This is a genomic window from Streptomyces sp. S.PNR 29, from assembly GCF_030386795.1.
In the GTDB taxonomy this organism is placed as follows: domain Bacteria; phylum Actinomycetota; class Actinomycetes; order Streptomycetales; family Streptomycetaceae; genus Streptomyces.
Window position 1 is genome coordinate 148,639 of the sequence record NZ_JANUQM010000001.1, and the last position, 14,653, is coordinate 163,291.

Annotated in this window: 14 protein-coding genes; 6 read left to right on the forward strand and 8 right to left on the reverse strand. The window is 65.6% G+C overall.

Going from position 1 to position 14,653, the window contains the following annotated elements:
- Positions 1–124: 124 nt before the first annotated feature.
- From NW895_RS00760 to NW895_RS00785, 6 genes are all read left to right on the forward strand, one after another.
- A complete protein-coding gene (locus NW895_RS00760; protein WP_289933017.1) occupies positions 125–427 on the forward strand; it encodes a WXG100 family type VII secretion target in 303 nt (100 codons plus the stop codon).
- Between the two features lie 1,290 nt (positions 428–1,717).
- On the forward strand, positions 1,718–2,032 hold the full coding sequence (locus tag NW895_RS00765) for a hypothetical protein (RefSeq protein WP_289933018.1): 315 nt from the start codon (positions 1,718–1,720) through the stop codon (positions 2,030–2,032).
- A 75-nt stretch (positions 2,033–2,107) separates the two neighbouring features.
- A complete protein-coding gene (locus NW895_RS00770) occupies positions 2,108–3,397 on the forward strand; it encodes a hypothetical protein (protein WP_289933019.1) in 1,290 nt (429 codons plus the stop codon).
- Between the two features lie 9 nt (positions 3,398–3,406).
- Positions 3,407–4,048, forward strand: a complete 642-nt coding sequence (locus NW895_RS00775; RefSeq protein ID WP_289933020.1) for a hypothetical protein — start codon at positions 3,407–3,409, stop codon at positions 4,046–4,048.
- Complete coding sequence (locus NW895_RS00780) at positions 4,041–4,649, forward strand: hypothetical protein (RefSeq protein ID WP_289933021.1); 609 nt, start codon at positions 4,041–4,043, stop codon at positions 4,647–4,649. The genes NW895_RS00775 and NW895_RS00780 overlap by 8 nt, the downstream gene beginning before the upstream one ends.
- A 71-nt stretch (positions 4,650–4,720) precedes the next feature.
- Positions 4,721–5,458: a hypothetical protein gene (locus NW895_RS00785; protein WP_289933022.1), complete on the forward strand. Its 738-nt coding sequence runs from the start codon at positions 4,721–4,723 to the stop codon at positions 5,456–5,458.
- A 58-nt stretch (positions 5,459–5,516) separates the two neighbouring features.
- Here the strand turns inward: NW895_RS00785 and NW895_RS00790 are convergent, their stop codons facing one another.
- The 8 genes from NW895_RS00790 to NW895_RS00825 all read right to left on the reverse strand — a co-directional run bounded on the left by NW895_RS00790 (position 5,517) and on the right by NW895_RS00825 (position 14,632).
- The gene (locus tag NW895_RS00790) at positions 5,517–6,266 is read right to left on the reverse strand and encodes a hypothetical protein (protein WP_289933023.1); all 750 of its coding nucleotides are present in this window, start codon (positions 6,264–6,266) and stop codon (positions 5,517–5,519) included.
- Position 6,267: 1 nt separating this feature from the next.
- Positions 6,268–7,203 (reverse strand): hypothetical protein, encoded by a 936-nt coding sequence (locus tag NW895_RS00795; RefSeq protein WP_289933024.1) that lies wholly within the window; start codon positions 7,201–7,203, stop codon positions 6,268–6,270.
- Between the two features lie 23 nt (positions 7,204–7,226).
- On the reverse strand, positions 7,227–8,477 hold the full coding sequence (locus NW895_RS00800; RefSeq protein WP_289933025.1) for an enoyl-CoA hydratase/isomerase family protein: 1,251 nt from the start codon (positions 8,475–8,477) through the stop codon (positions 7,227–7,229).
- 1 nt (position 8,478) lies between these two features.
- Complete coding sequence (locus NW895_RS00805) at positions 8,479–8,778, reverse strand: hypothetical protein (RefSeq protein WP_289933026.1); 300 nt, start codon at positions 8,776–8,778, stop codon at positions 8,479–8,481.
- Between the two features lie 61 nt (positions 8,779–8,839).
- Positions 8,840–9,919 carry a hypothetical protein gene (locus tag NW895_RS00810; protein WP_289933027.1) on the reverse strand — a complete coding sequence of 360 codons (1,080 nt, stop codon included), beginning with the start codon at positions 9,917–9,919 and terminating at the stop codon, positions 8,840–8,842.
- Positions 9,916–10,587 (reverse strand): hypothetical protein, encoded by a 672-nt coding sequence (locus NW895_RS00815; RefSeq protein ID WP_289933028.1) that lies wholly within the window; start codon positions 10,585–10,587, stop codon positions 9,916–9,918. Before NW895_RS00815 ends, NW895_RS00810 begins: the two co-directional genes overlap by 4 nt.
- Positions 10,588–11,259: 672 nt before the next feature.
- Positions 11,260–12,516, reverse strand: coding sequence for a hypothetical protein (locus NW895_RS00820; protein ID WP_289933029.1), 1,257 nt, complete (start codon positions 12,514–12,516; stop codon positions 11,260–11,262).
- The gene (locus NW895_RS00825) at positions 12,506–14,632 is read right to left on the reverse strand and encodes a hypothetical protein (RefSeq protein WP_354670057.1); all 2,127 of its coding nucleotides are present in this window, start codon (positions 14,630–14,632) and stop codon (positions 12,506–12,508) included. The genes NW895_RS00820 and NW895_RS00825 overlap by 11 nt, the downstream gene beginning before the upstream one ends.
- Positions 14,633–14,653: the final 21 nt, after the last annotated feature.

A 14,653-nucleotide genomic window follows, 5' to 3' on the forward strand; every position in this document is an offset into this window, starting at 1 on the left:
GTAAGCTGCTGCCTCAAGAGCGGACGATCACACCGGTCGCCACATGTGCCGACGCGACGTATCGGTCCGCAAACAGGGAGCCACGGGGGTTGGCCCTGCGGCGTTTTGATGAGGAGACGGCTTCATGGCCAAGGACCTTGACATCACATACCAGGACATGCGGGACGCGGCCAAGCATGTCGTGAAGGAGAAGGAACGGCTCCACGAGAAGCTCGACGGCCTGCGCAAGTACATCGCCAACCTGGTCGAGTCCGGCTACGTCACCAAGAGCTCGTCGAAGGCCTTCGACGAGAACTTCGACGAGTTCGTCCGCGGCACGAAGGACACGCTGGACGGTCTGGACGGCATGGGGGACTACCTGACCATGGCTGCGGACAAGTTCGAGCAGATTGATGACGAGCTGGCGAAGCAGGCTCGGAGCAAGTGAGGTTCGTCCTCTGACGGGTTTGCGCGGTGCGGCGGGGTGGCGTGTGGGTCGTCCTGCCGCACCGGCCGCGCTTCTCCAGCGAAGGCCAACGACAGTGGCTACGGTTGCGGAGCATCGTTGCGGCTTTGGCCCCCGCGGCTTGAGCACGCTCCCGAGGCGGTTCTCGTACTAAGGGGAGCACGAGACACCGTAGGCAGGGTCCACACGTCCATAGGGCCGTAACAACATGGGGCCGTGAGAGGGAGGGGCCGACAGGTGGGGAATCAGGTCGGCGAAGAGCCGGTAAGAGGGGCCGGGAATCAGTTCCGCGCACGGGACGGTTTCGGAATAGCCGGGGCAGTTGTCGTCCTGGTGGTGACCCTGGCCGTGCTTCTGCTGGTTATGGGCCTGTGGAAGCGGTTCGCGCGCGAGACCGCACCCACACTGGTGGATCTGCCAGGTGGCTCCTGGACAATGGGCGGTGCGCTTGGGCTGATCACCGTCTTCGGGGCGATCGGCGCGCTGCGGTGCGGGGCTGGAGCGCCGGGAGGTGCGGGTCTGGCCCGCGCGTTGCGGGCCGTCGGCACGGCCGTGTGCTGCGTGGCAGCATTCGGTCCGTTCTTCTATCTTCTGGGCTCACTCCCCGGTAAGAACTGCCGCTCTTACGACGCAAGTTGCGCCTACCTCCCCGGTACAGGTAGTGCCTTCCTGGCATACGTGGTCGGCGCCGGCGCGGTGGGGTGGCTTTTCTACCGCTGGGACAGGGCGAGGCGCGAGGTGTATGCGGCGCGGGAGCGTGAACGGGTGCGGAGGCTTCGGAAGAAGGGGAAGGGGAAGAGCCGCGCGACGCATGGGCGATAGGGCGTCGCTGACCGTTGTGCTGCGACGTCGGCTCCGGAGCGACTGCGAGCCCTTGGTGGACCCGTGCCATATGCCCGCCAGGCGCAGACGGTTCGGCGGGGCTCCGAGTCCGCTTCAGTGGAATGCGCGCGAGTGGTAGATGCCGGGGCTTATTGGGCTGCTGTGAGTTGGTTCGTTTTGTGAGTGGATTGCGAAGCGGTCCGAAGTCAGATGGGAACGCCAAGCGGGCCGCTGGGACCTGTGGGGAGTTCAGAGGCGCCGTGAAGACCGTAGGCACAGCCTGTCCGATAGAGCTCTGGAAGCTGGACGGGCCCGGATGACCAGTTGGCACGGCGTGCCAAGGATTAGTAAAGTTACGGAAGTTCGCATTGCTGAGTGCGGTGGGGTGCGTAGCGCCCTCCGCTAATCGGGGGACGCACATGATTAGTAATGGGCTGGCAGGGGTGGCTCGTGGCTGACCGCGCACGGATCGACGACCTCGAGGTCATCCGGGAGATGGGCAGAGGCCTCGGGAGGATCCAAAAGGCTTTCGAGGGCCTCCCGGACATCGTGGAAGCATATGGCGAAGATTTCGGGCACGGAGGCTTGTCCGACAAGATCGAGGACTTCGAGTCGAACTGGAACCTGAATCGGGACAAGCTTCAGGAGGAGCTCAAATTCCTATCGGAGTACGCGTTGGCGGCCGCAAAAGCCTACAGTGAGATGGACCACGAGTTGGCTAAGGTGCTCCGAGAGGCCCAGGGTTCTAGCAAGAAGGGTAAGTGAGCCGTTGTGGGGGCACGGCCTCGAAACTGGTCGCCATTATGCTACTTCGACCCCGTTCCCGGAGATCCGGACAGGGTGGCGAACCTCGGGAAGAAACTCAAGAAGACTGCTGAGGAGCTCGAGCGTCAGGTAAAGAACCTCAAGGCGATTTCCGAAATCGATTCCTGGGACAGCGACGCGGGGCGGGAGTTCCGTAAGCGTGCAGAAAGTTGCCAGGGAAAGCTCGACGCGGCACGTAAGCGATACGCCACCGCAGCGGCCGCACTCGGTGACAAGGTCGTCGACGTCGGCGGTGGCTATGCGGACAAGGTCCATGCTCCGGCCAAGGACTACGCCTCAGATCTGAACCGGGCGCAGGAGATTGCCGATGCGGCCCTCAAAGAGGCGCAGACAGCGGAGAACGACAAACGCGACGCCGGGATGAGGTTGGCCGACGCGGAAGATGATTCGAAGAAAAAGGAGCTTGAGGACCGGCAGAAGTCCGCAGACGATGTGGTGAAGGCGGCCCAGGAGAAGATCGAGGAAGCGCAGCGCATCCGAGACGCCGCGGCCAAGCGGGCATGCGACGCGATTGACGAGGTGATCTCGGACGATGCTCTGAAGGACGGGTTCTGGGACAGCCTCCTCGATGACATCGCGAACATCACTGGCATCATCGCTACTGTGTGCGGGGTGCTGTCCCTGTTGGTTGGCTGGATCCCGGTGATCGGGCAGGCTCTGGCAGGCATCCTCGGCACCATCGCCCTTGTCATGTCACTGGTCGGGTTCATCTGTACGGCCGTTCTTTATCTGCGTGGCAATGCCGACCTCATGGACCTGGGTGAGGCGGCGCTCGGCTTTCTAATGATCGGGGTCGGCAAGGCCTTCTCCAAGATCGCCGGGAAGTACGCAGGAAGCGTGCTCAAACGGCTCAATGGTCTGAAGTCGAGCAAGACGCCGGGAGTCGGTGCGGCCTACAAGCGGAACCGTCAGAAGTTGAACAAGCTCGGTGGGCAAAGCTTCCTGAAGACCGTGTCGATGGCGCCGAAGGAATTCGGCAAGACGATGGTCAGTCCTTTCGCCGAGCTCTTCACGAAGGGCGGCTGGAAGGGATTTGCCGACAACGCCAGAACGGTGTTCAGTATGAACAGTTGGCGGGGTGCGAAAGAGGGTGTCGCGAGTAACGGCGGATTGCTGAAGTCGGTCTCCTTGGTAGACGCTGAGGTCGCCTCCAGCCTCAAGTCGATCAAGCCTATGGCGGCCAGCTTCCCTGAAATTTCAGGTCTGAACGGCGTCAAGAACACTGTCAACATCCTGACCGGTATCGGATATGCTGTGACCGGTGGCAACATTTACCTCGATGAAAACACTCGACCCGCGTTCTAGGAGATCGGCATGGCGATTGAAATCGACGATTGGACCTGTCGATTCGATTTTCCGGACGGCTGGGTCGATCTGACGTCCGCGATCGAGCTGAACTCCGCCGAAAAGGCCGTCTGGGCTCGGGAGACCGTGAATTCCTTCAACCCCCTGGATCTTGTGGCCTCCAGGGAATCCATCGAGAAGGAACTGATCTCGCTGGCGCGGGCCGCAGAGAAAACGCATTCGGTCCTCGCGGCGGCCTACTTCGCGGTGGGTGGTGCCAACTACGCCACTTTCGACGTCCAGATCTTCGGCGAGGACGGGGTCGTACTCTCGTTGGACGAGGTCGAGAGCAGGCTGCTCGGCCACAAGGAAATCGTGGGGGAGCCGCAGGCCAGCCGGGTAGATCTCCCCGCCGGACCGGCTGTCCGACTGCAGGCCATGTACCAGTCCAAGGGCCTTCTGGGATTCGGTAAGAGACTCTCGGAGAGCGTCTCGTACGGCCTTCTGGTCCCGCACAGCTCCGATGTCCTCTTGGCGACGATGACCTGGAGCGCCATGGAACACAGCGACCAACTCACAGCAATGGCCGATCGGTTGATTCCGACCCTGCGTCACGTCCCACTCGACGCCGAGGGCAACCCGATTCAGGAAGGGGGAAACCCCGATGCCTGACCTCTGGCAGGCCGAGGACCAACCTGCACCACCTAAGGACTACAACCTGGTCGTTCCGGAAGGCTGGTTCAAGCTGTCGCTCGATCCTGAACACCGCGACCGCAGCATCATCGCCTTGGCAGAACACCAGTTCCACGGCATCGACAACGCTCCTCTCCTCAAGGAGCAGGTGATGCGCGAACTGCAGAAGACGGCGAAGGACGCCTACCAGGCCGGCGGTATCGAGCTTTACCTGTCGACGCTACGGATCGGACCTCTGCCGCTCTCCTCTTCGCTGCTGGTCAGCTTCCCCATGCCGGGGACGATGCCATCCTCCTCCGACGTCCACACGGTCGCGGAAACCCTCAGCCGACGTGGGGCGGAGGCCACAGTAGTCTCCCTCTCGGCCGCTGGCAGGGCGGTCCGGGAGCTCCGTTCCGAAGCAGCGTCCCCCAGCACACAGCTGGGAAACGAACTACCCACGACGACCGTCAAGTTCTACGTCCCTGTACCGGCGACTGACGAGTGGCTGATCCTCTCGTTCTCCACGCCGTTGGACCCGCTGGCACGGCAGATGGTGGGGCTTTTCGACACGGTGGCGGACACGTTGCACTGGAGCTGAGTTCAGATCGGGAACGTCCGGCAAGCCAGGTCGAGTTCGGCACTGATGGAGCCGAAGGGGCAAAGAGGGAAGTGTCAGAGAACATGTCCGGAGCCGATGCGACGGTGGGGCTGGCCCGTGAGGATGCCTGGTGGCGGGCGGACGTCTTCCGGTGGTTGCTGTTCAGCCTGGTGTGCGCCGGCGGTTCGCTGGGGCTTGCCTGGCTCAGTCCCGTGGTGCCGCTGTGGGGGCCGCTCCGTGCAGCCGCTTCGCTTCTCGCTTGGCTTGTGCTGCCGCTGGCATCGGTTTTGGTGCCGGTCTTGGTGTTGCGAAGGATTCCGAGGAAGCAGCGGAAGGTCGCGTGGCAGTGCATCGTTCCACTGGTCGCCGGAGTGGCACTCGGCATCCTGGGCAAGTTCGCAGGGGATCAGTCGGCGCTGGCGGAGCGGGGCGAGTGGACGGACGCAGTGGTTGTGGACAAGCGCACTGGCAAGACCGATTACTGTGCCCTGCGGGCCACCAATGGTCGTGAGATCTCACCCGATCTCTCGGAGGGCGAGGGATGCCGGGCCTGGGTGTCGGAGGGTGACGAGCTGCGCGTGCGATACGACCCTGAGGGCGTTGCCAGCCCGACCAAGGAGGTGCGCACCACGTCGTACGGAGGCCTCCTCACTGCCTTCTTCTTCGCAGCCGTGGTGATGGGCACGTGGGGCGGCGTCCGGCAGAGTCGGTGGGACCGAGAGTATGGCGCAGGGAGCGGGGGCGACGTCCGCGGCGGCGTGAGCGCACGGGCTCTCCCGCGGCGAGCAGGTGGTGGCCGGCACCGGTGACGCTGAGCAACGTTGTGCAATCGCAGTCGGGACAGCATCCCCCTTTCTCCTGACTCCGTCAGGACTCTTCGTGCGGTTCCCTGGACGAGTCCATGGAAAGTGCTTCGGCAGGATCGACGAAGGAGACCGTCTGCATGATTGCCCCCATCATCTCGGTGAACTCGGCCCACTGATCAACATATGCCGTGAAGAGCGTGAAGACGGCCGTGAACGGACCGGTCGGAAACGGAACATGAACCTGGATTTGGGCGGTGACGAGGTCTGTCGGCTCGCCCTTCGCTGTCACATTCGGGTTGATCTTGAACTGACGCCACGTCACGCATGCTACGGCCGGACCGCAAGGCAGGTCGAGCCAGTGCACTTCGTTGTAGGGGTCATTGCTGAGGGTCGCGAAGACGCCCTGGGCAACCACGTCGGTGTCGTCACCGGCGTGGTCCGTCGGTATGGCAGCCAGGGTGAATACGCACTGAGCCGCGCCTTCTGAGGCGTCTTGCCTGACCACGCTACCCTCCGGCGTGGGCTCCTGCTCGGACGTGGAGAACAGGCCCATCGCGGCGTAAGAGAGGCCGGTGTCCCCCATGAGTTCAGCCATCGCGGCGAAGTAGGGAGCGGCGGGCTCCCAAATGGTGTCGTCGCCACGGGAGTAGAGCTCACGTACGAAGGCTTGAGCGCGATCTGCTCGTTCCTCGGGGCTGGCGGCGAGGGGGAGTGCGAAGAACCCTTCGGGGGCAAGGAACCAGATGGGTGGAGGTTCGGTGGACGGATACGGCGGGTGAACCGGTGCGGTGAGGTCAGTTGTACGTGTCATTTCAGAAGTCTTCGGGGTGGTATTCCTCGACGTCTACTTCTTGTCCGTCGGAGTCCATGACGAGGCTCGTCTCCGAGGCCCCGAAAGCTGAAGTGAACCGACTCGGGAGTAGAATGTCCACATTGTAGTGGCCGCATGAATTACGGGTGATAATGGGAGATGTGGAACTCGGCATCTGTACCTTTTCGGCATAGTTCGAAACGGTCGCCCTTTGAGCTGGGCTCAGAGATTCGAGTGACAGTAGCTCGGGAGGCTCCACCAAGTACCGCGTCAGCTTTCTACGCCATTTGCAACTCAGCCTGCACCACGAGCCATCCACGAAGATGACCTTGAAGTCGGTGCCGTCCTTGAAGTCCTTGAGCTCAATGCCATCGATATCGGTACGCGCGCACTGCCAGAGGACTTCATCGTCAATCGCTTCGAATTGTTTCTTGTCGAAGGGAAGGCAGACGATGACCAGCCTGCGGTCGGTGACGATCGCGTGAGTGCGATGATGCTTTTGGTCGAAGCGACCGGGATCCAGCTGCCAGGGCAGAGTGCGGGCGATGGTGCCGGGCGCCGCCCAGATGACGGGAAAGTCTTCGACTTCGTCCGCTGGGTCGTCGGGAGTGTCGGAGCCTGCGTCATCGGACGGGGTACTGATATTGCCCCCAGCCGAACTGAGGAAGGCCATGACGGCAACGCCAACAGCTGTGGCAGCACCCTTGAGAGACTTCTCGGCGACCACGCCGCCCGTCGAGCGGGCTGTGAAAGAGGGGCCCTCGGGCCAGCCCGGCAACTCGTGTTGGATGTCGCTGCGGTCCGTGTCGCGGAACCAACGCATGCCTCTGACGCGTGTCGCAGCACCGGTTGCAAACGTGATGGGAGCGCGGGCAAGGAGTGTTTCACCCGGTTCGGGCTGCCAGATGTTCATTTGCGTATTCACTTCCTCGCTCACGGGACCGATGCCGGGTCCTCAGGCTAATCTCCGGAGAAGGCATCCTTGAAGTTGGTGACGGCCTTGGGAGCGATCTTGAGGCTGCCGTCGATGACCCTGCCCATGTCGCTCAGAGGATCCACGTTCCACTTCGTGAGTGTGTTGATCCCCTTGGTGCCGAGCCACTGTCCTTCGTGGTATCCCGCGCTGACCAGGCCTCCCATGCGCGACGCCAAGCCGCTGCTCGCATGTGAGACCTCGTACACGAAGTCCGACTTGCCGCCGATCTTCACCAAACCGGCAACGCCGAGCCCCCCTTCGAGATCCTTCGAAGCCTTTCCCATGGACATCAGAATGCGCGAAGCGCCAAGTTCCGTGGCCTGGAATCCCTTGCCGAGTAGGCCTACCTTGGCCGCCGCGGCACCCTTGGCTACCTTGGCCGTCGCACCAGCGACCTTGACTCCCTTGCCGAACATTCCGATGCCCGGCAGCAGCCCCAGCGCATCGGTACCGAGCGTCATCCAACTCACATCCGCGCCGGCTGCCATGGCGATGCCATGGGCTGCCAGCGAGAGACCGCTGCCGATGAGTGCGGCCGTGCCGAAGATGGCTGCGAGAGGAGGGAACGGAAGAGTGACGATAGCCAGCATCCCCAGCACCGCGCTGATGTTGCTGAGTACGTCGCCGATCATCTTGATCAGGTCAGCGTGTTCCTTCAGCCAGTCGCCGGTGGCGTCCCAGGCGTCCGCGATCCCCTTGCCCAGCTTGTCCCAGAAGCCGGGCTCGTCGGGGGCGATGTCGGCGGCCTTGTCCAGCTCCTTGCTGATCTGGCCGGCGGCTCGCTTGTAGCGCTCCTCGAGGTCGTGGACCTTCTGAATGACCTCGTTCACCGCGCTCGAGGCCTCGCCGAGTTCCTTGCTGCCCTTGCCCTCGGCTTTTCCCTCGGCCTTTGCTTTGGCGTCGAGTTTCTCCCCGGCGGACTTCTCGAGCCGGTCCGCCTCGTCCTGGAAGTCTTGCAACTCGCCCGCCCAGCGATGCAGCGCACGCGCGGCCTTGTCGAACGATTCGTGGCTCTTTCGAACGAGTGGGGTGACGTCCTGGCCGATGTACTCGGTGAAGGCGAGGGCGGTCTTACCCTTCCACGCACCGCACTCGATCCGCTCCAGCTCGCGCACCGCCGTGCCCAGTTCGCCTGCCAGCTTGCCGAGTCGTTTGGCGAGTTCCCTGGTGTCCTCCACGCTTCCCGGCGTGGGGTCCCAGCCTATGTGAGGGAAGGAGGGCCGCTGACCAGCCATGTCACTTGCCCTTCTTCTTCGCCTTGAGCGACTGGGCCAGCTCAAGGTCGAGGCCGTCGAACGTTTCGCCGATCTTATTGATCATTTTCACTGCGCCGTGGGTGTGCTTGCCGAGCTGCTTGATGCCATAGCCCCACTCATCGGCGAAATCCTGTACGTCCTCGACGAGCTGGCTCTCTCCGACGGCTGAGGCGTCCGTGCCACGCAGGCTGCGGCGGGCGTCCTCCATACGGTCGCTGATGGAGGAGAATGTCTTCTTCAGGTGCTCGAAGATTGTGTCCTCGAGGCGCAGGTCACTCATGTACTGTTCCGGTTTCATCGGGTGGCCGGCGGACTTGGCCCACTGGCCACCCTGCGTTTGATCAGCGGTTGACTGCTTGGATTTCCTGGACGGTGATGGCCTGGTCCTTGCCGAAGGTGCCGTTCGGGAGGTCGCCGCCTGCGCCTCCGGTGCCGGTCCAAGCGATGTCCCAGGTGATGGTCGCGCGGAGTTTGAATGTGCCGTTGCCGGAAGAGCGGAGGTACTTGATGCCACAAGGCGGAGTCCGGTCGGCCTTGCCCTTGGCGTAGGGCTCGCCGATGGAGCCGTCGGCGTTGATGGCGCACTCGCCGGAGGCCGGGTAGGTCTCGGCGTCCTCGGTGCCCGGCTCCAGTTTGAGGGACACCGGCTTGGCGGTGGTCGTGGCCTGGATGTTGAAGCCGGGGGCGTTGATGGCCGCTGTGGCCTGGACCTCGCTGAAGACGGCCTTGTCGAGCCAGGCCCAAGTGGGCAGGTTCACTTTGGTGTTGGCCTCGGGAGCGAGGGTGACTTCAGTGTCGGGAAGCTGCATGTGCTGGTAGGCGAGGGCGGCGAGTATCTCCGGGGAGATGGCTTCTTCGTACTGGGGTGGCGGAGCCTCGCCGTTGTCGACCCAGAAGGGGAGGTCGTTGCATGAGGTCCGTTTGAGGGGGTCCGGCTCGTTGGGGTTCTCGACGCCGGCCCAGAACATTCCCTCGCCGTCCTTTTCGACGTTGTAGTCCTTGTAGCCGGGGGTGTCGGTCCAGCCGTACTCATCCTCGTAGTGGCGCTTCAGCTCGCCGAGCGCTGAGCCAGCGCTGCCACCCATGCCGGGTGTGTTCAGCTGGTCCTCGATGTTCTTGGACATCTTCTTCTTGAAGTCCTTGGCGCCGAGGTAGGGGGCATACCAGCAGGGGGGTGGCGTCCAGTTGACGTCGGAGGACGTCACGTTTCCGGTGCTGCCGTCCTTGGTGACGGCTCCGGAGTACTGGATGCGTGCGGCGGCGTAGATGCCGGTGTCGTCGCCGCCACCCTTTTGCTCTGTGCTGGCTCCCTTACCGGAACTCACAGGCTTTGCTGCATAGGCGGATTCCGTGAGGACGAGGGTGCTGAGGGCCGCCGTCAGCGCTGCGGCAGCGACGAGTGTGCGTCGTGATCCGTTCACTGGCACTTCGCCGCCTTGGTCTCGACGAACACCTTGGATGCCTGCCACAGTCCCTCGCCCGTGGGGGATTTGACCATGACGATCTTGTAGTAGTCGAAGTCCTCGATGCTGGGATTTGTCTTGAGGATCTTCTTGGTCTTGATTTCCCTGCCGTAGAACTTGCCCGAGTCCGCGCAGAAGGCCACCTCCACAGACTTGCCGTTCGGGGCGGACCGTGTGGTGGCGTCGTAGTGGCGGAGTGTGCCGGTTGCGGTCCAGCCGCCTTCGATCCAGGCATCGATCTGCGTCTTTGCGTAGTGCAGCCCCTCGCCCGTGGCGTAGGCGGTCACGGCCGCGTCTTTGGTGGTGCGCTTGTCGACGCCCCGGTAGATGGCACGGAGGAAGTTGGCCGCGTCGTCCATCGCTTCCGCTTCGTTCTTGTCCTTCGGCTTGTCCCAGTCGAAGACCAGGTCCATGTCCTCGGGCAGGGACACGTCCACACCATCCGGCTTGTCCTCAGCCGGTGCCGCCGATGGTGCCGCCGACTCCTTCGGCGTCTCCGCTCCCTGCTCCGCGCCGGCGATCTTGTCGTTGTCGCTGGACTTGTCGTCCTCGCCGCCGCAGGCCGTCAGTAGCAGGGCTGCGGTCGCGGCGAGCGCGGCGGCTACGGGCAAAGAGCGGCGCTTCACAGTGGACTCCCCGTGAGACAAAGGATCAGTCAAGAGCACTGACGTTATCGGTGAGGTTCTCGGTTTCGCCAGAGCGAACTCGCCTGTGAACGGGGTGATTTCGGGCGTATGTGGTGCTTGTGCGGTGCCTTGTGTCCTGATCGTGCTCAAGCACACGAAGGGCCGGGCGCATGGTGTGCGGCGTCCGGGCTCATGGCTGTGCGGTTCCGTTTCGCTATCGCGTTGTTCTGCACCTGGGGCACGTACGGGGCCGGATACGCCGACGTGTACGGCACCGGGGCGGTGTGTTCGCCGGCAGGATCTCCAGCTTGTCCAGGAAGGTCGTCGGCATGCCTCACGTTCCCCAGCGTCACGGGGCATTGAGCGGGCGATGCGGCGTCCTGCCGGCGCTGATGGGCGGCGCTGGTGTCGTCACCGGGGTGCGTCGTTGGGGCGGGGGGACGGCAGTGGGTGGTTCTCGCTCGGCTTCGGTCTGGTGTTCGGGCTGCTTGGTGTTGGACTCCTGGTCCTGCTGGTATGGGCCGAGCGCGTGACGAGGACCGTGCAGGTGCCTGTGCAAACGGACGAACCGCCGCGTCCGCTGCGGAACTGGGGGACCGTCGGGAGGTGACGGTCTGACGGCAGGCTCGTCTGTCGCACGTTCAGTCGAACGGCTCCTGCAAAGGGGTGACTTCACGTGGGTCGCGCCGCACGGCTCACGCCCCGCGTGAAATCCCCCCGCCCCACCCGTCCCGCCAAACTGTCCCCACCCCGGAGCAACGACCCATACCCCGTACCCGCCCACACGCTCCGCTCCCCAGCAATCTCGAAGTACGGGACGGTGCGGCCGTCGGCGGCCCTGTCGGTGAGGACCTCCGGGGCGCGGCGGGTGTTCACGGCGTGGGTGCACTGGGGGCATGCCGCCACGTTCAGGTGGTCCCGGTGTCCCAGGGGGCGCCAGGTGATGCGTTCGGTGGCGCGGCCGTGCAGGGGGTTGAAGAAGCAGAGGGGGAGGGGAGAAGGGGCGGAGGACAGGGCGTTGTGGCCCTCCGTCACCAGCGCCAGGACGCCTGCCAGGTCCGGGATGCCGCGGGCCGCGTCGAGGACCGTGCCGGCGGCGGCGTAGGCGTCGAGGGCCCGTTCCAGGCCGGGGGTTTCGGCGCAGTTCGCCGAGCGGGTGGCCTCGCCCAGGGTCAGGACCTCCGCCTCCGCCCGGCGACGCAGCTCGGCCTCGTCGGCGGCGCGGGCGGCGGCGAACACCACGTGCGGGGAGGAGAGGCCGGCCCTGCGGGGGCGGCGGCTTCGCAGGACGACAAGGGTCAGGAGTCCCAGCAGCGGTACGGCGGCGAGCGGCCACAGCCACCAACGGGTGCCCTCGGACGGAGACCTTTCAGGCGCCGGGCCGTCCAGGTCCCGCGTCGCCTCCTCGTACACCCGCGTCCCGTCCCCCTGCGCGACGAGTTCCACCGCCTTCGCGGTCAGGTCCGCGAGGCCCGCGTCCCGCGTCTCGTCCAGGAAGCCGGCCGCGGCCACGGCGTCGCGGGTCTCGTGGGTGTCGGCCGGCCACTCGTAGCCGTCGAGCGAGTCCGGGAAGTCGCCGTCCGTCGTGATGAGGATGAGGTTGCGCAGGTCCAGACGGTCGTGGACGACCGCGGCCAGGTTGTCGGAGTTGCCGTTGAAGTCGTCGCCCTTGGTGAGAGGGGTGAGGACGACCTTGATGGGCAGGCCGGTCCGCGCGATCTGCTCGGCGAGTTGTCGTTGCCTGGGCGGCGGCACGGCGTCCGTGTACGCCGCGTCCACGTAGACGGGTGACCTGCGCAGGGCGTGCGCGATGCGTTCACCCGGGCTCGGGGAGTGCCCGTCCGCCGCCCGGGCCGCCGCCGCGTTCGGGAGGGTCAGCAGGAGCAGCGACAGGAGGACAGAGGCCACGCGCCTCGCTTCAGTGGACATGGACGGACTCCCTCACGCTGTCGACCAGCCGGGCGATTCCCGCGGGGAGGATGGACAGCGGGCTGCCGTACTCCTCGTACGGGACGCGCCCCGGCCCCTGGCCGCCGGGAGCGGGGAGTGTCAGGAACCGCTGGTGGACCTCGCGTGGTTCGGCGACGGCCGTGTCACGGCAGAGTGCGCAGACCGGGAGCAGGCGCCTGCTGTTGCCCTCGGCGGAGACCCGCAGGTGGTGGCGGGAGACGGCCGGGCCGTGCAGGGGGTTCACGGCGCAGCAGAGGTTTCTCTTGTCGCCCGCGAGGGCCTGGCGGGCCGCTCGGGCGAGGACGATGACCGTGACCAGGGTCGCGGGGTCCGTGACCCGCCGGACTGCCTCGGGGTTCCCGTCGACGAGGAGCAGCGCCGCGTCGAAGCGGTCCCCGGGGAGGGACCCTTCCCCGGCGCGGGAGCCTTCCCGGGCTTGCGCACCGAACTCTGCTGCCAGCGTGAGGAGTTCGGTCCGCGCCGTCTGCCGCAGATACGACTCCGACGGTTCCGTCGGCGACACCAGCGGAAGTGCCTCCGTCGGCAGCGGCTCCGGGTTGCGGCGCAGCAGGGCCCGCCGGACGAACCGCAGCACGCCCGCCGTCAGACCGAACAGCAGCGCGGCCGCGAGGACACCCATGAACAGGCCCGGCCAGAAGTCGGTGGCGAAGAGCGGGGGGAGGTCGTCCTCGGCGATGGGGTCGTCCACCGGGTACGGGGCGCCGAAGGTGTCCGGCTCCTCCGTGCGGGGAGCCTTGTCGAGGACGGTCATCAGGGAGTCGAGGCGCTCGCCCAGGAGGTGGTCGTCGGCCTCGTCCGCACGGTCGTCGCCGTAGGTGATGGAGTCCGGCAGGTCGAAGTTGAGGTCGAGGCTGTCCAGCCGCAGGCCGTAGTTGAAGACGTCGATGTAGCCGCCGAGCGGGTCGGCGACGACGTACACCCCGTCCGTGCCCACCTTGTCGTGCACCGCGGCGGCGAATGCCTCCTCGTCGCCGGCCGACTCGTCCTCCGCGAGCTGGGGGACGAGCGCGACGAAGACCGGCCCGCCGCCCGCGGACTGCTCGAAATGGCGGATGCGGGCGTGGAGCCGGGTCAGTTGACGGTCGTCCAGGACCCGGGGGCTCTCCGGGTCCGCGTACACGGGGTCCTCGGCCAGGCCCGCCGCGACCCGGTCGATGCGGGCGTTGAGGTCCACCGCCCGGGGTGGGGGAGAGGCGCTCGACCTGGTCTGGTCGAAGGTGAGGGTGGCGGTCACGGCGATCGTGACGGCGGCGGTGAGGGCGAGCGCGGGGGTGATCCAGCGGGTCGCGCGAGTGCGGGACGGCGAGGACTTCCCGGGGGCGGCCCGTGTCCCGGCGGCGGTGGTCGTCTGCTTCCGGGCCGCGCCCGGCAGGCGGCGCCGCCACCGTCGTACGTACGGAACGAGCAGCAGAATCAGCAGCGGTACGCCGGTCAGCAGCATCCCGGTGAGGAACGACTGGTTGCGGCGGTCGCTCGGCCCGATGTACATGTCCGCGGGCTCTTCGTCGCCGTCGCCGTACTTCTCGCGTGCCGCCTCCGCTCGCGCCGCGGCCTTCTCGCTGCCCTGCGCGACGACCTCGACGAAGCGCTGGAAGCTGAGCAACGGGCCCGCGTCGTAGGGGAGTTCGTACAGTACGGCGGTGGCGGCGTCGTCGGCGGGAGCGCGCACTCCGTAGGCCGAGGCCTCCGCGACCGTCGACTCGTCGATCAGTACGTACAGTCCGTCCTCGCCGAGCCGGTCGTGGACCGCGGCGAGCAGTCCGGTGCCGTGGGTGCTCTGGCTGGGGAGGACGATGACGTAGGTCGGGACGCCGGTGCGCTTGGCCAGCTCGGCGAATTTCGGGGCCGTGGAGCGGGGGATCTCGCGGGGGAGCTGGTCGGTGACGTAGACCGGGTTCGCGCGGAGGCGGTCGGCGAGGTGGGCGGTCTGGGTGGCGGTGTCGGTGGCGGCCCGGGCCGGGGTGGTGGCGGTTGCGAACAGGGCGGCTACCGCGCAGAGGGCGAGCAGCACGCGTGCGGGGAACGAGTGGCGGGTTCCGGTTCCGCCCTTGCCGTATGCCATGACCGTGCGCACTGATGTCATCCCCCGTGCCGC